14 protein-coding genes are annotated in these 18,614 nt (G+C 73.2%); 3 read left to right on the top strand and 11 right to left on the bottom strand.

What is annotated here, in order from left to right; genetic code table 11:
- Positions 1-86: 86 nt before the first annotated feature.
- The 3 genes from EDD39_RS10940 to EDD39_RS10930 form a co-directional block, all read right to left on the bottom strand.
- The gene (locus EDD39_RS10940) at positions 87-581 is read right to left on the bottom strand and encodes a hypothetical protein (protein WP_208765474.1); all 495 of its coding nucleotides are present in this window, start codon (positions 579-581) and stop codon (positions 87-89) included.
- 188 nt (positions 582-769) lie between these two features.
- The gene (locus EDD39_RS10935; protein ID WP_123555175.1) at positions 770-1,918 is read right to left on the bottom strand and encodes an adenosine deaminase; all 1,149 of its coding nucleotides are present in this window, start codon (positions 1,916-1,918) and stop codon (positions 770-772) included.
- Between the two features lie 82 nt (positions 1,919-2,000).
- The gene (locus EDD39_RS10930) at positions 2,001-2,957 is read right to left on the bottom strand and encodes a LysR family transcriptional regulator (RefSeq protein WP_123555174.1); all 957 of its coding nucleotides are present in this window, start codon (positions 2,955-2,957) and stop codon (positions 2,001-2,003) included.
- Between the two features lie 64 nt (positions 2,958-3,021).
- On the opposite strand from EDD39_RS10930, the gene EDD39_RS10925 reads away from it, so the two are divergent.
- Positions 3,022-4,293 carry an MFS transporter gene (locus EDD39_RS10925; RefSeq protein WP_123555171.1) on the top strand — a complete coding sequence of 424 codons (1,272 nt, stop codon included), beginning with the start codon at positions 3,022-3,024 and terminating at the stop codon, positions 4,291-4,293.
- 436 nt (positions 4,294-4,729) lie between these two features.
- Here EDD39_RS10925 and EDD39_RS10920 read toward each other — a convergent pair whose 3' ends face one another.
- The 7 genes from EDD39_RS10920 to EDD39_RS10890 form a co-directional block, all read right to left on the bottom strand.
- On the bottom strand, positions 4,730-6,007 hold the full coding sequence (locus tag EDD39_RS10920; protein WP_123555169.1) for a thymidine phosphorylase: 1,278 nt from the start codon (positions 6,005-6,007) through the stop codon (positions 4,730-4,732).
- Between the two features lie 96 nt (positions 6,008-6,103).
- Complete coding sequence (locus EDD39_RS10915; RefSeq protein WP_123555167.1) at positions 6,104-6,505, bottom strand: cytidine deaminase; 402 nt, start codon at positions 6,503-6,505, stop codon at positions 6,104-6,106.
- Positions 6,502-7,767, bottom strand: coding sequence for an ABC transporter permease (locus EDD39_RS10910; RefSeq protein WP_123555165.1), 1,266 nt, complete (start codon positions 7,765-7,767; stop codon positions 6,502-6,504). The genes EDD39_RS10915 and EDD39_RS10910 overlap by 4 nt, the downstream gene beginning before the upstream one ends.
- Positions 7,764-8,930, bottom strand: a complete 1,167-nt coding sequence (locus EDD39_RS10905; protein WP_051816391.1) for an ABC transporter permease — start codon at positions 8,928-8,930, stop codon at positions 7,764-7,766. Before EDD39_RS10905 ends, EDD39_RS10910 begins: the two co-directional genes overlap by 4 nt.
- Positions 8,931-8,934: 4 nt before the next feature.
- Entirely contained in the window at positions 8,935-10,764 is a 1,830-nt protein-coding gene (locus EDD39_RS10900) for an ABC transporter ATP-binding protein (RefSeq protein WP_244256672.1), read from the bottom strand.
- Between the two features lie 84 nt (positions 10,765-10,848).
- Entirely contained in the window at positions 10,849-11,907 is a 1,059-nt protein-coding gene (locus tag EDD39_RS10895; protein ID WP_123555163.1) for a BMP family lipoprotein, read from the bottom strand.
- Positions 11,908-12,193: 286 nt separating this feature from the next.
- Positions 12,194-13,444, bottom strand: coding sequence for an amidohydrolase (locus tag EDD39_RS10890; RefSeq protein WP_425269676.1), 1,251 nt, complete (start codon positions 13,442-13,444; stop codon positions 12,194-12,196).
- A gap of 397 nt (positions 13,445-13,841) precedes the next feature.
- Here EDD39_RS10890 and EDD39_RS10885 point away from each other — a divergent pair, with 397 nt between their 5' ends.
- A complete protein-coding gene (locus EDD39_RS10885; protein ID WP_244256671.1) occupies positions 13,842-15,896 on the top strand; it encodes a S53 family peptidase in 2,055 nt (684 codons plus the stop codon).
- Positions 15,897-16,074: 178 nt separating this feature from the next.
- Here EDD39_RS10885 and EDD39_RS10880 read toward each other — a convergent pair whose 3' ends face one another.
- On the bottom strand, positions 16,075-17,664 hold the full coding sequence (locus tag EDD39_RS10880) for an acyl-CoA mutase large subunit family protein (RefSeq protein ID WP_123555161.1): 1,590 nt from the start codon (positions 17,662-17,664) through the stop codon (positions 16,075-16,077).
- Positions 17,665-17,847: 183 nt separating this feature from the next.
- Here EDD39_RS10880 and EDD39_RS10875 point away from each other — a divergent pair, with 183 nt between their 5' ends.
- Positions 17,848-18,591 carry an SDR family oxidoreductase gene (locus EDD39_RS10875; RefSeq protein ID WP_123555159.1) on the top strand — a complete coding sequence of 248 codons (744 nt, stop codon included), beginning with the start codon at positions 17,848-17,850 and terminating at the stop codon, positions 18,589-18,591.
- Positions 18,592-18,614: the final 23 nt, after the last annotated feature.

The following is an 18,614-nucleotide window of genomic DNA, read 5'->3' as shown; positions in this document are numbered from 1 at the left end:
CGCGGGCCCGGCGCTCCGGCACGCACACGACAGGGGCCGTTCCCCCCAGCGGGAACGGCCCCTGTCGTGCGTCCGCGTCCGGTGCGTCAGCCGCCCAGGCCCGGCAGGCTGGGCAGGCCGGGGGCGCCGCCGCCGGTCGGGGAGAGGCTGCTCAGGGTGCCGACCACGCCGCCGACCGGGGTCTTGGCCAGGCCCTGGCCGCCGGGGACGGAGTCCAGGCCGCCGACCCGGTTGGCCGCCGCGGCGGGCGCGGACGGCGCCGGGGCGCCCTGCATCTGGTCGGCGCCGCCCGGGCCGGTCTGCTCGGCGACCGGCGGGGCCTGCTCGACGGCGGGGGCCTGGGCCGGGGCGCCGGCGGCCGGGTTGAGGGTGCCGGTGACCGTGCCGAGCTGGTCGCCGCCGGGGAGCTTGCTCACCGCGCCGGTGGCCGCACCGGTCACGCCGGGGTTGGTGAGCGCGCCGGTCGGCAGTCCGAGGCCGCCGGGGGCGGCCGGCGCGGCGGCGGCGGAGCCCGCGGCGACGGCGGCGAAGGCGACGCCGAGCGCGGCGGTGCCGGCGGCCTTGAGAGTGGCCTGCTTCATGTGTGCGTCCTCAGTCCTGGTCGGGCCGGTGCACCGGCGGACGCCCGGAGTCGGGGACGTCGCCGTCACACCGAGTCAGCAGTGACCGGCCCACCGTAGTGAGAAGTCCCCGCACCCTTCAAAGCCCGACCACTCCGGAGAGTGATAAGTCCGACCATCTCCCTGGACGCCGGAGCTGCGCCGGTCCGCTAGCCGCGCGGGCCGAACAGCCACTCCGCCTTCAGCTCGGCGTACCCGGGCTTGATCACGTCGCTGATCATCGCCAGCCGCTCGTCGAACGGCAGGAACGCCGACTTCATCGCGTTGACGGTGAACCACTCCAGGTCCGCCAGGGTGTACCCGAACGCCTCCACCAGGTGCGCGAACTCGCGGCTCATCGAGGTGCCGCTCATCAGCCGGTTGTCGGTGTTGACGGTGACCCGGAACTTCAGCCGGGCCAGCAGCCCGAGCGGGTGCTCGGCGTACGAGGGGGCCGCGCCGGTCTGCAGGTTCGAGGTCGGGCACATCTCCAGCGGGATCCGCTTGTCCCGGACGTACGCGGCCAGCCGGCCCAGCTCGACCCGGCCGTCCGCACCGACCGTGATGTCGTCCACGATCCGCACCCCGTGGCCGAGCCGGTCCGCGCCGCAGCACTGCAGCGCCTCCCAGATCGACGGCAGGCCGAACGCCTCGCCCGCGTGGATGGTGAAGTGGTTGTTCTCGCCCTTGAGGTAGTCGAACGCCGCCTGGTGCCGGGTCGGCGGGTGGCCCGCCTCGGCGCCCGCGATGTCGAAGCCGACCACGCCGCGGTCCCGGTGCCGGTTCGCCAGCTCGGCGATCTCCTGCGAACGGGCGGCGTGCCGCATCGCCGTCAGCAGCGTCCCGACCCGGATCCGCCGCCCGCGCGCCCGGGCGTTGGCCTCGCCCAGCCGGAAGCCCTCGTTGACGGCCTCCACCACCTCGTCCAGGCTCAGCCCGGCCTCCAGGTGCTGCTCCGGCGCGTACCGCACCTCGGCGTACACCACCCCGTCGGCGGCCAGGTCCTCCGCGCAGTCCGCGGCCACCCGCACCAGCGCCGCCCGGGTCTGCATCACCGCGCAGGTGTGCGCGAAGGTCTCCAGGTACCGCTCCAGCGACCCGGAGTCGGCCGCCTCCCGGAACCACTCCCCGAGCTCCTTCGGGTCGGTGGTCGGCAGCCCCCGGTAGCCGCAGTCGGCGGCCAGTTCGACGATCGTCTCCGGCCGCAGCCCGCCGTCCAGGTGGTCGTGCAGCAGCACCTTCGGCGCCCGGACGATCTGCTCGGGGGTGGGAACGCGCGGGGCCGTGGTGCCCGCGATTGCACTGATCTGCTTCTCCATTGCCGGAGCATAGCCCCTACGCGCGTAGATTGCCTACCACCACGCCGGTTCCCCGCCCGCCCCGGGCCTACCCGCCCCGGGCCTAGTCGTGCGCCAGGATGCTCCCCCGCCGCGAGAGCACGAAGTCGCGGAAGGCCGCCGCCGGCGGCGTGAGCGGGCGGTTCGCGTGCCAGGCGAGGCCGATGGCCCGGCGGGTGCGGGGCGCGGTGACCTCCAGTTCGACGACGCCGGGGCGGGGGACCAGCGCGGGCGGGAGCAGCGCGACGCCGAGGCCGGCCGCGACCAGGCCGCGCAGGGTCTCGACCTCCTCGCCCTCGAAGGCGATCCGCGGGGTGAACCCGGCCTCCGCGCAGAAGCCCTCCATGATGTGGCGCAGCCCGTACCCCTCCTCGACCGTCACCCAGCTCTCCTGCGCGACCTCGGCGAGCCGGATCCGGCGGCGGGCCGCGAGGCGGTGGTCGGCGGGGACGGTGAGGAAGAGCCGCTGCTCGTCCAGCGGCCGGGCGGTCAGGCCGGGTTCGTCCGGGAGCGGGGAGACCAGGCACAGGTCGAGCTCCCCGGCCCGCAGGCGCTCCAGCATCGCGGCCACGTAGTCCTGGACCAGCTGGAAGCGCACCCGCGGGTGCCCGGCCCGGAAGCCGCGCAGCAGGGCGGGGACGGCGTCCGTGCCCATGGTGTGCAGGAAGCCGAAGGCGACCCGCCCGGCCGCCGGGTCGGCCTCCGCGCGGGCCGCCTCGACGCCGCGCTCGACCTCGGCGAGGGCCCGTTCGACGGCGTCCAGCAGGATCCGGCCGGAGCGGGTGAGCCGGACGGTGCGGCCCTGCCGGGCGAGCAGGCCGACGCCCAGGTCGGCCTCCAGCCGGGCGATGGCGCGCGACAGGGTGGGCTGCGGCATGCCGAGCAGCTGGGCGGCCTGGGTGACGTGCTCGAGCCGGGCGACCGCCGCGAACTCCGCCAACTGCGGTGCGAGCAGGGTCACATCGGCGTCCGGGCCGAGTTCGGCGAGGCGGGTGGGCCCGGAGCTGCTCTCATGCGTCATGGCATCAATGCTCCCCCATTCATGCATTGGACGCATCAAGCGGCCCGGGCCTAGCGTCGACACCATGCAGCCCGCCAGTACCGAGGCGTCCGCGCCCGCCCCCACCCGCACCCCCGCCGACCTGCGCCTGCGCCCCGGCAGCCGGGACTTCCGCCGCGCCAACCTCGCCCTGTTCGCGGCGGGAGTGGCCACCTTCGTCCTGCTGTACTCGACCCAGGGCCTGCTGCCGATCCTCTCCGCCGACCTCGGCCTGACACCCGGTCAGGCCAGCTGGACGGCCTCCGCCTCCACCCTCGGACTCGCCCTCGCCCTGCTCCCGGCCAGCGCCCTGTCCGACCGCTACGGGCGCACCGCCGTGATGACGGCCTCCACCCTGGCCGCCGCGCTGCTCGCCGTGGCCCTGCCGTTCGCCCCGGACCTCACCACCCTGGTGGTGCTGCGCGCGGTGCAGGGCGCGGCCCTGGCCGGTCTGCCCGCCACCGCGATGGCCTACCTCGCCGAAGAGGTGCACCCGTCGGCGCTGGCCTCCGCGATGGGGCTGTACGTGGCGGGCAACTCGATCGGCGGGATGGGCGGCCGGCTGGTCTCCGGCTGGGCCGCGGCCGCCTGGGGCTGGCGCTGGGGGCTGGCGGTCTCGGCCGCCCTGGCGCTGCTCGCCGCGCTCGCCTTCCGCGCCCTGGTCCCCCGCGCCCGGCACTTCCGCCGCGCCCCCGTCGACGCCCGGGCCCTGGCCGCCACCGTCACCGCGCACCTGCGCAACCCGCTGCTGCTGCGGCTGTACGCGCTGGGGATGCTGTTCATGGCCGTGTTCGGCGCGGTCTACAACACGGTCGGCTACCGGCTGACCGCCGCGCCCTTCCACCTCCCGGAGTCGGTGGCCGCCTCGATCTTCGTGGTCTACCTGGTCGGCACCGCGTCCTCCGCCTCCGCGGGCCGGCTGACCGCCCGCTGCGGCCGCCGCGGCACCCTCTACCTGGCGATCGGCACCACCACCGCCGGCCTGCTGCTCTCCCTCGCCGGCTCCCTGCTCTGCGCGGTCCTCGGCCTGGTCCTGATCACCGCCGGCTTCTTCGCCGGCCACGCCACCGCCTCCTCCGCCGTCGGCCGCACCGCCGCCACCGGCCGCGCCCAGGCCTCCGCCCTCTACCTGATCGCCTACTACCTGGGCAACAGCCTCGGCGGCACCCTCGGCGCCGACGCCTACCACTCCACCGGCTGGTCCGGCACCACCGCCGTCGCCCTCACCGCCATGGCCTGCGCGGCCGGCGTCACCCTGTACGCCACCCGCCGCGCGCACGCGACCCGCCGCGCCGAGGGCGCTGCCGTCCGGGCATGACCGACGAGTACCGGGCGCCGCGGGCGACGGCCGATCCGGTGCCCGCGGTGGCGGACCCGCGGGCTCCGGAGACCGCCGGCGGCACGGTCCACCTCGCGCTCGCCCCGGGCCCGCGGCACGGCGCCACCGTGGAACTGCTCCGCCGCCGACCGGCCGCCCGGCTCGCGGCGCCCGAACGGGCAGTCCCGGGCCATCCCCTGCAGGCCCCGCACCCGAGCCTGCTGCGCCGCCCCGGCCTCGGCCTCCCGTCCCCTCCTCGCCGTCGAGTCGCCGTCGAGGTCGTCGCCCCGCACAGCCCGGCGACCGGCTACCGGCGACCGGGACAAGGCCCGCGACCACGCGGCCACGGGCACCCCGCTCCGCCTCCTGGTCGACCCCCGCCCGGGCACCGGCGTCCTGCGCACCTGCTCCGCGTAGCAGGACGCCGGGCGCACGGCTAGCCGATCCGGTCCAGCACGATCGGGGCCGGGGTGAAGACGGTGCCCGCCGGGGCGACGGTGACGGCGCCCTCCAGGGCCTCCAGGGCGTAGTCGAAGCGCTCGGGGGTGTCGGTGTGCAGGGTGAGCAGGGGCTGGCCGGCGGTCACCGGGTCCCCCGGCTTGGCGTGGAGTTCGACGCCGGCGCCGGCCTGGACCGGGTCCTCCTTGCGGGCGCGGCCGGCGCCGAGGCGCCAGGCGGCGACGCCGACGGCGTAGGCGTCGAGGGCGGTGAGGACGCCGGTGGCGGGGGCGGGGACGACGTGGGTCTCGCGGGCGACCGGGAGGGGGGCGTCGGGGTCGCCGCCCTGGGCGGTGATCATGCGGCGCCAGTGGTCCATGGCGGTGCCGTCGCGCAGGGCGTCGGCGGGGTCCTTGCCGTGGACGCCCGCGGCGGCGAGCATCTCGCGGGCGAGGGCGAGGGTGAGTTCGACGACGTCGGCGGGGCCGCCGCCGGCCAGCACCTCGACCGACTCGCGGACTTCGAGCGCGTTGCCGGCGGTGAGCCCGAGCGGGGTGGACATGTCGGTGAGCAGGGCGACCGTGGCGACGCCGGCCGAGCGGCCCAACCCGACCATGGTGCGGGCGAGTTCGCGGGCGTCGTCGAGGTTCTTCATGAAGGCGCCGGAGCCGACCTTGACGTCCAGGACGAGGGCGCCGGTGCCTTCGGCGATCTTCTTGGACATGATCGAGGAGGCGATCAGCGGGATGGCCTCGACGGTGCCGGTGACGTCGCGCAGGGCGTAGAGCTTCTTGTCGGCGGGGGCGAGCCCGTCGCCGGCGGCGCAGATGACGGCGCCGCAGCCGCGCAGCACGTCGAGCATCTCCTCGTTGGAGAGCAGGGCGCGCCAGCCGGGGATGGACTCGAGCTTGTCGAGGGTGCCGCCGGTGTGGCCGAGGCCGCGGCCGGAGAGCTGGGGGACGGCGGCGCCGCAGGCGGCGACCAGCGGGGCGAGCGGGAGGGTGATCTTGTCGCCGACGCCGCCGGTGGAGTGCTTGTCGGCGGTGGGGACGCCGAGCGAGGAGAAGTCCATCCGCTCGCCGGAGCGGATCATGGCGTCGGTCCAGCGGCTGATCTCGCGGGCCGTCATGCCGTTCAGCAGGATGGCCATGGCCAGGGCGGACATCTGCTCGTCGGCGACCTCGCCGCGGGTGTAGGCGTCGATGACCCAGTCGATCTGGGGGTCGGTCAGTTCGCCCCGGTCGCGCTTGGCCCGGATGACGGAGATGGCGTCCATACACGTGCTCCAGAAGAGGTGGCCGTAAGAGGTGAAATGCGTAGAGTGCCGCGGGATGTCCCCCGCGACACTCTACGCGCGTAACCGCGCAAACAGCTACAACTTGTCCGGCCCGAACGCGTCCGGCAGCACCTCGCTCATCGGCCGCACCCCGGAGGGCAGTTCGACCAGCAGCTCGGGCCCGCCGTGCTCGTACAGCAGCTGGCGGCAGCGCCCGCACGGCATCAGCAGCTCGCCGCCGCCGTCCACGCAGGTGAAGGCGACCAGCCGGCCGCCGCCGGAGGCGTGCAGCGCGGAGACCAGCCCGCACTCGGCGCACAGGCCGAGGCCGTAGGAGGCGTTCTCCACGTTGCAGCCGACCACCGTGCGGCCGTCCTCGACCAGGGCCGCGGCCCCGACCGGGTACTTGCTGTAGGGCGCGTACGCGTGCCGCATCGCGGCCCGGGCGGCCTCCCGCAGCGCCTCCCAGTCGACGTCCCCGACCTCGACGGCCGTCACTTGGCCTGCCCCTTGCGGTAGACCTGGCCGTCGGCCTTGGGCATCCGCAGCCGCTGCGAGGCCAGCGCGAGCACCACCAGGGTGATGACGTACGGGGTGGCGACGATCAGCGGGCGCTGCACCTGGTCGGTGCAGGCGTACCAGGTGGCGGTGCCGCCCGCGACGACCAGGCTGATCACGCCGGCGGTGAGCTTGCGGCGGTAGAACTGCCAGAGCGCGAGCAGCGCCATGGCGATGGCGACCACCAGCAGCAGCACGTGCACCGAGTCGGCGTCGCGCAGCTGGAGGCTGTCGGTGAAGCCGAACAGGCCCGCGCCGGCGGCCAGGCCGCCCGGCATCCAGTTGCCGAAGATCATCGCGGCCAGGCCGATGAAGCCGCGGCCCTGGGTCTGGCCGTCCCGGTAGAAGTGCGCGGCGACCAGCGACAGGTAGGCGCCGCCGAGGCCCGCGAAGGCGCCGGAGGCGACCACCGCGAGGTACTTGTACTTGTAGACGTTGACGCCCAGCGACTCGGCGGCGGTCGGGTTCTCGCCGCAGGAGCGCAGCCGCAGGCCGAACACGGTGCGCCAGAGCAGGAAGTAGCTGGCGACCAGCAGCGCGGCGGCGATCAGGGTGACCACCGACAGGTCGGTGACCAGGCCGCGGACGATGCCCGCCACGTCGGAGACCAGGAACCAGTGGTGCTGCTCGATGCCGTCCAGCCAGCCGGAGAGGCCGGGGAAGGTGAAGGTGGGCAGCGCGTCGGCGGGCGGCGACTGGTTCGCGCCGGCGCCGTCGTTCACGTAGTCCTTGTAGTAGATCCGGTTGACGTAGGCGCAGATGCCGGGGATCAGCAGGTTGATGCCGACGCCGGAGACGATGTGGTCGACGCCGAAGGTGACGGTGACCAGCGCGTGCAGCAGGCCGCCGAGCGCGCCGCCCGCCATGCCGGCCAGCAGGCCGACCCACGGGTTGACCAGGAAGCCGCCCCAGGCGCCGCAGAAGGTGCCGGCCACCATCATGCCTTCGAGGCCGATGTTGACCACGCCCGCGCGCTCCGCCCAGAGGCCGCCGAGGCCGGCCATGGCGATCGGGACGGCGGAGGCCAGCGCGGCGGTGATCTGGCCGGAGGAGGTCAGGCCGTGGTTGCCGGTGGCGGCGCCGACGGCGGCGAACAGCACCAGGGCGAGCGCGATCAGCAGCAGCACCACCGGCCAGGTGAGCTTGGCCCGCTTCGCGGGGGCGGCCGGCGTCTTGGGCTTGTCGGCGACTGCGGTGCTCATGCCGCGACCTCCTTCTGGGCGGCCGCGGCAGCCTGCGCGGCGAGCTCGGCGCCGACCTTCTGCTGCTGGCGCTTGAGGCCGTAGCGGCGCACCAGTTCGTAGGCCACGACGACGCAGATGACGATGGTGCCCTGGATCACCGGGATGATCTCGGCCGGGTAGTCGCCCCGGGTGGGCAGCTGGGCGCCGGAGGCGTCCAGGAAGGCGAACAGCAGCGCCGAGAACGCGATGCCGATCGGGGTGTTGCGGCCGAGCAGCGCCACCGAGATGCCGATGAAGCCGAGGCCGCTCTGCACGTTCTGCCCGAAGTACGGGGTGTTCTGCATGAGTTCGGGCAGGCCGACCAGGCCGGCCAGCGCGCCGGAGACCACGATCGAGGTGATCACCATGCGCTTGACGTTGACGCCGGAGGCGCCCGCGGCGCTCTCCGAGCGGCCGGTGGCGCGCAGGTCGAAGCCGAACCGGGTGCGGTTCAGGGTGAAGTGGAAGACCACGCCGACCAGCACCGCGATCACCAGGAAGCCCCACAGGGTGCCGCCCTGGGTCTCGAACGAGAAGAACCGGCTGGACTCGGAGATCTTGCCGGTCTGGATCGAGTTGGTGGTCCCGCTGGTCTTCGGCGCGAGCACGCCCGGCACCAGCAGCACGCCGATCAGCGCGACGGCGATGGCGTTCAGCATGATGGTCGAGATGACCTCGCTGACGCCCCGGTAGACCTTCAGCAGGCCGGCGATCGACGCCCACAGGCCGCCGACGCACATGGCGACCACCAGCAGCAGCGGGATCTGCACGAAGGCCGGCAGGTCGATCTGGCTGCCGACGTACGCGGCGAACAGCATGGCCAGCTTGTACTGGCCCTCGATGCCGATGTTGAACAGGTTCATCCGGAACCCGAACGCGGCGGCGGCCGCGGCCAGGTAGTACACGATGGCCTTGTTCAGGGTGGCGACCTGGCCGTCGGACGCGGTGCCGTAGTTCCACATGATGGAGAACGCGTCGAACGGGTCGCGGCCGGAGACCGCCAGCAGGGTGCCGGCGATGATCAGCGACAGCAGCACCGCCAGCACGGGGGCGGCCAGCGCGAGGCCGATCCGCTCCAGGTCGACGCGCTCGCGCAGCGACCGCTTGGCCGCGGGTGCGGCCGGGGGGTTGGGACTGGTCATGTGGTTACTCCCCCGCCTGCTCGTCGTCGGCGGTGTCGGTGGGCGGGGTCGCCTCGGCGGCGGCCTCGGTGGCCTCGGCCGCGAGGGCCTGCGCCTCGGCGACGGCCTCCGGGTCGGACTCGATGTGGCCGGTGGCGGCGCCGGTCATCGCACTGCCCAGGTCCTCGGCGGTGACGGTGGCCGGGTCGGCGTCGGCGACCAGGCGGCCGCGGTAGATCACCCGGATGGTGTCGGACAGGCCGATCAGCTCGTCCAGGTCGGCGGAGATCAGCAGCACCGCGAGGCCGTCGCGCTGGGCGGAGCGGATCTGCTCCCAGATCTGGGCCTGCGCGCCGACGTCCACGCCGCGGGTGGGGTGGGCGGCGATCAGCAGCTTCGGGGAGTGGCTCATCTCCCGGCCGATGATCAGCTTCTGCTGGTTGCCGCCGGACAGCGAGGCCGCGGTGACCTCGATGCCGGGGGTGCGGACGTCGTACTCCTCGACGATCCGCTGGGTGTCGGCGCGGGCGCCGACCAGGTCGAGCAGCACGCCCTTGGAGTTGGGCCGCTCGGTGACGTGGCCGAGGATCCGGTTCTCCCACAGCGGGGCTTCCAGCAGCAGGCCGTGCCGGTGCCGGTCCTCGGGGATGTAGCCGATGCCGGCCTCGCGGCGGGTCCGGGTCAGGGTGCGGGTCAGGTCGGCGCCGTCCAGCACGACGGTGCCGGCGTCCAGCGGCAGCATGCCCATGATGGCCTCGACCAGTTCGGCCTGGCCGTTGCCCTCGACGCCGGCGATGCCGAGGATCTCGCCCTTGCGGATCCGCAGCGAGACGTCGTCCAGGACGATCCGCTCGACGCCCTCGGCGTCCGGCTTGGCGATCCGCAGGCCCTCGACCCGGAGCATCTCGGTGTCGGTGACGGTGGACTCGCGGCTCTCCGGGGAGGGCAGTTCGGCGCCGACCATCAGCTCGGCGAGCTGGCGGGCGGTCACCTCGCGCGGGTCGGCGTCGCCGACGGTGGTGCCGCGGCGGATCACGCTGATCGCGTCGGCCACCGAGAGCACCTCGTGCAGCTTGTGCGAGATGAAGATGACGGTGACGCCCTCGGCCTTGAGCTCGCGCAGGTTGTCGAACAGCGCGTCGACCTCCTGCGGGACGAGGACCGCGGTCGGCTCGTCCAGGATCAGGATCCGGGCGCCGCGGTAGAGCACCTTGAGGATCTCGACGCGCTGCCGGTCGGCCACGCCCAGGTCCTCGACCAGCGCGTCCGGCCTGACGCCCAGGCCGTACTGGTCGGAGAGCTCGCGGATCCGGGCCTTGGCCTTGGCGCCGATGCCGTACAGGCTCTCGCCGCCCAGGACGATGTTCTCCCAGACGGTGAAGTTGTCGGCCAGCATGAAGTGCTGGTGGACCATCCCGATGCCGCGTGCGATGGCGTCCGCGGGGGTGGAGAACTCCACCCGCTCGCCGTCGATGGCGATGGTGCCCTCGTCCGGCTTCTGCATCCCGTAGAGGATCTTCATCAGGGTGGACTTGCCCGCGCCGTTCTCGCCCATCAGCGCGTGGACGGTGCCCCGCTGCACGGTGATGTCGATGTCGTGGTTGGCCACCACGCCGGGGAAGCGCTTGGTGATGCCGCGCAGTTCGACGGCAGGTGTCGCCGTCCCCGCGCGGGGGGTGCCGTCCGTCGGGACGGAGTCGGAGGGGGTGATGGCGATCTCCTGCTGGTCGTCGGGCGCTTCGTCGCGCTGAGGGCTCAGGGGGAAACCCGGGAGGAGCCGCGCCGCGGGGCCGGGGCGTGGTGCGGCGGTGGGGACGGAACCGGCAGGGGCCCGGGCGGGCGCGCCTGGGCGCATCCGTCCGGGCCCCTGCCGTGCGATCCGGTGGGCCCGCCGGTCCGCCGCCCGGTGGGGGCGGGGTGCGGCGGGCCGCTGCCGTCCTTACGGGGCGGTCGGGACCGTGGTCTGGCCGCTGGTGATCTGCTGGGTGGCGGCGTCGAGCTTCGCCTTGAGGTCGTCGATGTAGCCGCCGGTGACGGACAGCGAGACGCCGCCCTCCTTGAGGTCGAAGTTCTTCACGCCGGTCAGCACGTTGCCGTCCTTGGCCGACTTGATGTAGGTGAACACCGCGGTGTCCACGTTCTTGACCATCGAGGTGAGGATGTGGGTCTTGTACTTCTCCAGGGCCGGCTGCTTGGCTTGGTCGGAGTCGACGCCGATGGCCCACTTGTCGCCGGCGGCGGTGGAGACGGCCTCGATCGCGCCGGTGCCGGAGGAGCCGGCCGCCGAGTAGATGACGTCGGCGCCCTTGTCGAGCTGGCCCTGGGCGGCCTGCTTGCCCTTGCCCGGGTCGGCGAAGCCGGAGGTGTCCGGCGGGGTGCTCAGGTAGGTGACGTCGATGGTGATGCCGGAGTTCACCGACTTGGCGCCCGCGGTGTAGCCGGCCTCGAACTTCTTGATCAGCTCGGACTGCACGCCACCGATGAAGCCGATGTGGTTGGTCTTCGACTTGCTGGCCGCGGCCACGCCGGCCAGGTAGGAGCCCTGCTCCTCGGAGAAGGTCAGCGAGGTGACGTTCTTCGGCTGGTCGGCCGCCGCGGAGTCGATGATCGCGAAGTTGACGTTCGGGTTCTCCGCCGCGACCTTGTCCACCGCGTCCTGGTAGGCGAAGCCGACCGCGATGATCGGGTTGAAGCCGCTGGTCACCAGGGACTTGAGGCGCTGCTCGCGGTCGCTCTCGGACTCGCCGGACTTGGCCTCGGCCTCGTTCACGGTGGCGCCCAGCTCGTTCTTGGCCTTGTCCAGGCCGCGCGCGGCGGAGTCGTTGAAGGACTGGTCGCCGCGGCCGCCGATGTCGTAGGCCATGCCGACCTTGAAACCGGAGGCCCCGGCACCGGCCGAGGACTTGTCGTCGGTGCTCTTTGCGCCGCAGGCGGCGAGCGAGGCGATGCCCAGGGAACCCGAGAGCACGACCGCGGCGAGCTTGAGTGAACGGCGCAAGGGAGTTTCTCCTTCTCACACACCCGGTTGGCGTGGTCGAGCGCCACCGTAACGCGCGTAGAACACGGTTGTGTTACGGCCTGCGGAGGCACCCGGGTTGTTATCAAAATGTGGTCGTACGCCCAGGCAAATCCAGACATAGCCGCACACATGATCAACCCGATGTTCATTACCGGCTGGTATCGGGCCACCACGGTACGCCCCCCTCCCGAAGGCCGAGAAGGTGCCGCGCCGAAGTGCGGGGGCCCGGGGCCTCGGCCCCGGGCCCCCGCGCGCGCGAACCGGGTCAGATCCGGGCGTGCTCCAGCGCCAGCGCGGCGAACAGTTCGACGCCGATGCCGATCGCCCGCTCGTCCGCGTCGAAGTCGCCCTGGTGGAGGTCGCGCGAGCCCTTCTCGTGCGGGCCGCGCACCCCGAGCCGGGCCAGCGCGCCGGGGGCGTGCTCCAGGTACCAGGAGAAGTCCTCGCCGCCCAGGCTCTGCTCGGTGGGCTCGACCACCGGGCCGCTCCCGTCGGCGAACCGGGCGTTCATCGCGGTCTCCAACTGGTCGATCGACGCGGCCTCGTTGACCACCGGCGGGACGCCCCGGTGGTAGTCCAGCGTCCACTTGGCGCGGTGCGTCTCGGCCAGGTGCGCGACCAGCTCCTCCAGCACCTCCGGCGTCTCCCGCCAGCCGGCCAGCTCCAGGCAGCGGACGGTGCCCTCCAGTTCGGCGTGCTGCGGGATCACGTTCGGCGCGGAGCCGGACGCGATCCGCCCCCACACCAGCGAGACGCCCCAGCGCGGGTCCATCCGGCGGGAGAGCCCGGCGGGCAGCTCGGCGGCCAGCTTGGCCACCGCGGTGACCAGGTCGGTGGTCAGGTGCGGGCGGGCGGTGTGCCCGCCCGGGCCGTCCAGCGCGATCCGCACCTTGTCGCAGGCCGAGGTGATCGCCCCGGTCTTCAGCCCGATCCGGCCGACCGGCACCTTGGGGTCGCAGTGCACGGCGAAGATCCGGCCGACCCCCTCCATCCCGCCGGCCGCGACGACGTCCAGCGCGCCGCCGGGCATCATCTCCTCGGCGGGCTGGAAGATCAGCCGCACCGGGCGGGCCAACTCCCCGGCGGCCAGCGCCTCGGCCAGCACCAGGCCGGTGCCGAGCACCACCGCGGTGTGCACGTCGTGGCCGCAGGCGTGCGCCCGGCCGGGGAGCGTGGAGCGGTATGGCACGTCCTGCTTGGCGTCGTCGATCGGCAGCGCGTCGATGTCGGCGCGGAACGCCAGCAGCGGGGTGCCCGGCGCGGTGCCCGGCGGGACGAGGTCCACCAGCAGCCCGGTGCCGCCCGGCAGCACCCGCGGCTCCAGCCCGGCGGCGACCAGCCGCTCGCGCAGCAGCCGGGTGGTGCGGAACTCCTGGCGGCCGAGCTCGGGGTGCCGGTGGAGGTCACGGCGCAGCTCGATCAACTCGTCCCGGTACGACGCCACCCGGGCGCGCAGGTCGGCGGGCGGGCGGGCGGCGGTGACGGTGGCGGCGGCTGCCGGCTGGGGATCGTTCACCTTGACAAGAGTAGGCCGACGGTGGGGTTTTGGCCCGGGTTCCGGAGAACTGATCACCGGATGGGTGCATAGCGGCCGCTGGGGTGGGTAGGACACTTCGTTTCGCCGCCCTTCGTTCCGACCCCCCTGCCCCTGTGCAACGACCCGCACCGGCGATCGGACACGGCGGCTGCTCCGTGCGGGCCCCGGAGCGCCCCGGTCAAACGTTTCCCCCGATCGAGTCATGCGGGGGTAAAGCTTTCGGACCTGCTCTTGAGTGGCGTACATCAGTCCGAATAGACAGCTTCCGCACAGTCAACTCCGGTGCCGCGGTGGGGGGTCTTCCGCTCGCGGCGCACCTCGTCACGCCCTCACGAGGGGCAGCCGACGATCCATCGAACGAGAAGGGGGGACCGACGTGCCCATCGCGCGCAACAAGCTCGCCAAGAGCATCGCACCGGCCACCGTCGCCGCCGCACTCATCCTCGCCACCCTCGGCGCGGTCGCTCCGGCCTCCGCCGCCACCCCGGCCGGCGACGGCGCCCAGGCGCTGCCCGGCACCCACCCCGAGTGGGCCACCCCGCAGGCCGACGCCGGCGCCGCCGACGCGGCCGCCCCGGCCACCGCGCGGATCTACCTGGCCGGCCGCGACGCCAGCGGCCTGGCCGCACTCGCCAAGGCCGTCTCCGACCCGAACTCGGGCTCCTACGGCCAGTACCTGACCTCGGACCAGGTCCGGGCGAAGTTCGGCGCCGGCCCGGAGCAGGTCAAGGCCGTCACCGACTGGGTGACCGGCGCGGGCCTGACGGTCTCCGCCAGCACCGACCACTACGTGCAGGTGGCCGGCTCCACCGCCGCGATGGCCAAGGCCTTCGGCACCGGCTTCCACAACTACCGCACCCCGGACGGCACCCACCGCGCGCCCACCGCCGACGCCAAGGTCCCCGCCGCGGTGGCCGGCTCGGTGCTGGCCGTCTCCGGCCTGGCCGACGCGATCCACAAGAACAGCTCGACCGCCACCTCGGTGCGCGAGGCCGAGCAGCGCGCGAACGCCGCCGCCCGGCTCGCCGCCCCGGACAAGAAGGCCCCGGCCACCCTGCCGGACGTGCCGACCTGCTCCGAGGACGGCTACGGCTCCAAGACCGCCAAGGGCGCCCCGGTCGGCTACGAGAAGAACGAGCCCTTCGCCCCCTGCTCGTACGTCCCCTCCCAGCTGCGCAAGGCCTACGGCGTCACCGACGCCAAGGTCTCCGGCAAGGGCGCCCGGGTGGCGATCATCGACGCCTACGGCCTGTCCACCATGGAGCAGGACGCCAACCACTACTCCTCGCTGCACGGCGACCAGCCGTTCAAGCCGGGCCAGTACACCGAGTACGTCACCCCGGACAAGTGGACCCACGAGGACGAGTGCGGCGGCCCGGCCGGCTGGGCCGGCGAGGAGGCGCTCGACGTCGAGATGGTCCACGGCCTCGCGCCCGACGCGCAGGTCGTCTACGTCGGCGGCAACTCCTGCTACGACGAGGACCTGTACGACGCGATGGCCAAGGTCGTCGACGGGCACCTGGCCGACATCGTCTCCAACTCCTGGGGCGAGATCATGCACGGCACCGGGGGCGACATCGACCCGGCCGTGGTCGCCGCCGACAACCAGATCTTCCAGCTCGGCGCGGTGACCGGCATCGGCTTCACCTTCTCCTCCGGCGACTGCGGCGACAGCTCCCCGGGCGCGGCCGCCACCGGCGCCAACTGCCAGAAGGACACCAACCAGGCGCAGACCGACTGGCCGTCCGCCTCGCCGTGGGTCACCTCGGTCGGCGGCACCGCCCTCCAGCTGGACAACAAGGCCGGCAAGTACGGCGCCGAGGTCTCGATGGGCGACCTGCGCTCGGTGCTCTCCGCCGACCAGAAGTCCTGGAGCCCGTTCCCCGGCACCTTCTACTTCGGCGGTGGCGGCGGCGTCTCCAAGGACTTCGCCCAGCCGTGGTACCAGCAGGGCGTCGTCTCCGACCGGATCTCCAAGACCGCGGCCGACGGCACCAAGTCCGCCACCCCGCTGCGCGCCACCCCCGACATCGCCATGAGCGGTGACCTGGTCGCCGCCACCCTGGTCGGCTTCACCGACGGCGGCGCCTACAGCGAGGGCGGCTACGGCGGCACCTCGGTCTCCGCCCCGGAGACCGCCGCGATGTTCGCCAACGCCATCCAGTCCCGCGGCGGCCGCGCCCTCGGCTTCGCCAACCCGGCCCTCTACGACCGGGCCGGCAGCAAGGCCTTCCACGACGTGAACGACGACGCCGTCCACACCAAGCGCGGCAACGTGGTCGACCTCGGCGTGGTGAGCGGCTCGCTCCGGGTCCGCCTCTACAAGATCGGCGCCGACTTCGGCCTCTCGGCCGACCGCGGCTACGACACCGCCACCGGCCTGGGCTCCCCGGGCAAGGACTTCTTCAAGTCCTTCGCCATCAAGAAGTAACCGGCGGCACACGGCGGAGGGGCTGTCGGGGGATTCCCCCGGCAGCCCCTCTCCCCGTTCCCGCGCCCCGTCGGGGGCGCGGGGAACCGCGCGAAGCGGAGGGCGCACGCCGGCAAGGTCGCGGCACCGGCGGCGGGTCGCACCGCCGGAGCGCCGCCGCCCCTTGCGGCGCGGCGGCTCAGAACCGGTCGACCGGCACGTACGTCCCCCACACGCCGCGCAGCGCGTCGCAGACCTCGCCGACCGTGGCCCGGGCCGCCAGGGCCTCCTTCATCGGGTAGAGCACGTTGTCGGTGCCCTCCGCGGCCTTGCGCAGCTGCGACAGCGCCCGGTCGACGGCCGAGGTGTCCCGGTCGGACCGCAGCCGGGCCAGCCGCTCGGCCTGCTGGGCCTCGATCGCCGGGTCGACCCGCAGCGGCTCGTAGGGCTCCTCCTCGGCGAGCTGGAAGCGGTTGACGCCGACCACGGTCCGCTCGCCGGAGTCCTGCTCCTGCTGGATGCGGTACGCGGTGCGCTCGATCTCGCCCTTCTGGTAGCCCTGTTCGATGGCGGCGACGGCGCCGCCCATGTCCTCGACCTTGGCCATCAGCTCCAGCGCGGCGGCCTCCATCTCGTCCGTCATCGCCTCGACCACGTAGGAGCCGGCGAACGGGTCGACGGTGGCGGTGACGTCGGTCTCGAAGGCGAGCACCTGCTGGGTGCGCAGCGCGAGCCGGGCGGACTTCTCGGTCGGCAGGGCGATCGCCTCGTCGAAGGAGTTGGTGTGCAGCGACTGGGTGCCGCCCAGCACCGCGGCGAGCGCCTGCACCGAGACCCGGACCAGGTTGACCTCGGGCTGCTGGGCGGTGAGCTGGACGCCGGCGGTCTGGGTGTGGAAGCGCAGCATCTGCGACTTGGGGTTCTTCGCGCCGAACTCCTCCTTCATGACGCGGGCCCAGATCCGGCGCGCGGCACGGAACTTGGCGACCTCCTCCAGCAGCGTGGTGCGGGAGACGAAGAAGAAGGAGAGCCGGGGCGCGAAGTCGTCGACGTCCATCCCGGCGGCGACCGCGGTGCGGACGTACTCGATGCCGTTGGCGAGGGTGAAGGCGATCTCCTGCGCGGGGTTCGCCCCGGCCTCGGCCATGTGGTAGCCGGAGATGGAGATGGTGTTCCACTTGGGGATCTCGGCCCGGCAGTACTGGAACACGTCGGCGATCAGCCGCAGGCTGGGCTTGGGCGGGAAGATGTACGTGCCGCGGGCGATGTACTCCTTGAGCACGTCGTTCTGGATGGTGCCGGTGAGCTTGTTCGACGGCACGCCCTGGGCCTCGCCGACCAGCTGGTAGAGCAGCAGCAGCAGCGAGCCGGGCGCGTTGATGGTCATCGAGGTGGAGACCTCGCCGAGCGGGATGCCGCCGAAGAGCACGTTCATGTCCTCGACGCTGTCGATCGCCACGCCGACCTTGCCGACCTCGCCGTGCGAGATCGCGGCGTCCGAGTCGTAGCCCATCTGGGTCGGCAGGTCGAAGGCCACCGACAGGCCCATGGTGCCGTTGGCGATGAGCTGCTTGTAGCGGGCGTTGGACTCGGCGGCGGTGCCGAAGCCGGCGTACTGGCGCATCGTCCACGGCTTGCCGGTGTACATGGTCGGGTACACGCCGCGGGTGAACGGGTACCGGCCGGGCGCGCCGAGCCGGCTCGCGGCGTCGAAGCCGTCCAGGGTGTCGGGGCCGTACACCGGCTCGATCGGCAGGCCCGACTCGGTGCGGCGGGGCTCGGCTGCCATGGGTGTCCTCCGCGGGGAAAGGTGTGAGGGTTAGCGCCGATTAACGGGTCGGCTGGATACGCAATGTAGCCGTGCCCCGTCGGGAGCAGACAGATGCCACGGCTGGGACCTTGCTCACAACATCCGCAACCCGCTCCTTGGGATGATCAGTCCACCGACCGGACACACGAGGAGTGCACGAACATGACCGAGCAGAAGGTGGCCGTGGTCACCGGCGCCAGCAGCGGAATCGGGGCGGCGACCGCCCGCCGACTGGCCGCGGACGGCTTCGAGGTGGTGCTGACCGCCCGCCGCACCGAGCGGATCGAGGCGCTGGCGAAGGAGATCGGCGGCCGCCCCTACACCCTGGACGTCACCGACCGGGCCGCGGTGGACGCGTTCGCCGCCGAGGTGGGCCGGGTCGACGTGCTGGTGAACAACGCGGGCGGCGCGCTCGGCGCGGAGAGCGTCGAGAACGGCGACCCGGCGGACTGGCGCACCATGTACGAGGTCAACGTGATCGGCGTGCTGCACCTGACCCAGGCGCTGCTGCCCGCGCTGCGCGCCACCGGCGGGGGCACCGTGCTGATCATGTCCTCGACCGCGGCGCTGGCCGCGTACGAGGGCGGCGGCGGGTACGTGGCGGCCAAGCACGCCGTCCACTCGGTGGCCCAGACCCTGCGCCTCGAACTCGTGGCCGAGCCGGTCCGGGTGATCGAGATCGCGCCCGGCATGGTGAAGTCGGAGGGCTTCGCGCTGACCCGCTTCCGCGGCGACCGGGAGAAGGCGGACGCGGTCTACGCGGGCGTCGCCGAGCCGCTCACCTCGGAGGACGTCGCCGACACCGTCTCCTGGGCGGTCACCCGGCCCGCCCACGTGAACATCGACCTGCTGGTGGTCCGGCCCCGCGCCCAGGCCGCCAACCACAAGGTGCACCGGGCCAGTTGATCCGTTCCGCGTGAACGGAAAGG

The organism is Kitasatospora cineracea (assembly GCF_003751605.1).
In the GTDB taxonomy this organism is placed as follows: Bacteria; Actinomycetota; Actinomycetes; order Streptomycetales; family Streptomycetaceae; genus Kitasatospora; species Kitasatospora cineracea.
Note: the sequence above shows the minus strand (reverse complement) of the source record. Positions and strands in the feature narration are given on the sequence as shown.

What these genes read in the sequence shown, in the direction of transcription:
- EDD39_RS10940 (WP_208765474.1), bottom strand. Translation starts at nt 581, where the DNA reads ATGAAGCAGGCCACTCTCAAGGCCGCCGGCACCGCCGCGCTCGGCGTC.
- EDD39_RS10935 (WP_123555175.1), bottom strand. Translation starts at nt 1,918, where the DNA reads ATGGAGAAGCAGATCAGTGCAATCGCGGGCACCACGGCCCCGCGCGTT.
- EDD39_RS10930 (WP_123555174.1), bottom strand. Translation starts at nt 2,957, where the DNA reads ATGACGCATGAGAGCAGCTCCGGGCCCACCCGCCTCGCCGAACTCGGC.
- EDD39_RS10925 (WP_123555171.1), top strand. Translation starts at nt 3,022, where the DNA reads ATGCAGCCCGCCAGTACCGAGGCGTCCGCGCCCGCCCCCACCCGCACC.
- EDD39_RS10920 (WP_123555169.1), bottom strand. Translation starts at nt 6,007, where the DNA reads ATGGACGCCATCTCCGTCATCCGGGCCAAGCGCGACCGGGGCGAACTG.
- EDD39_RS10910 (WP_123555165.1), bottom strand. Translation starts at nt 7,767, where the DNA reads ATGAGCACCGCAGTCGCCGACAAGCCCAAGACGCCGGCCGCCCCCGCG.
- EDD39_RS10905 (WP_051816391.1), bottom strand. Translation starts at nt 8,930, where the DNA reads ATGACCAGTCCCAACCCCCCGGCCGCACCCGCGGCCAAGCGGTCGCTG.
- EDD39_RS10900 (WP_244256672.1), bottom strand. Translation starts at nt 10,764, where the DNA reads ATGCGCCCAGGCGCGCCCGCCCGGGCCCCTGCCGGTTCCGTCCCCACC.
- EDD39_RS10880 (WP_123555161.1), bottom strand. Translation starts at nt 17,664, where the DNA reads ATGGCAGCCGAGCCCCGCCGCACCGAGTCGGGCCTGCCGATCGAGCCG.
- EDD39_RS10875 (WP_123555159.1), top strand. Translation starts at nt 17,848, where the DNA reads ATGACCGAGCAGAAGGTGGCCGTGGTCACCGGCGCCAGCAGCGGAATC.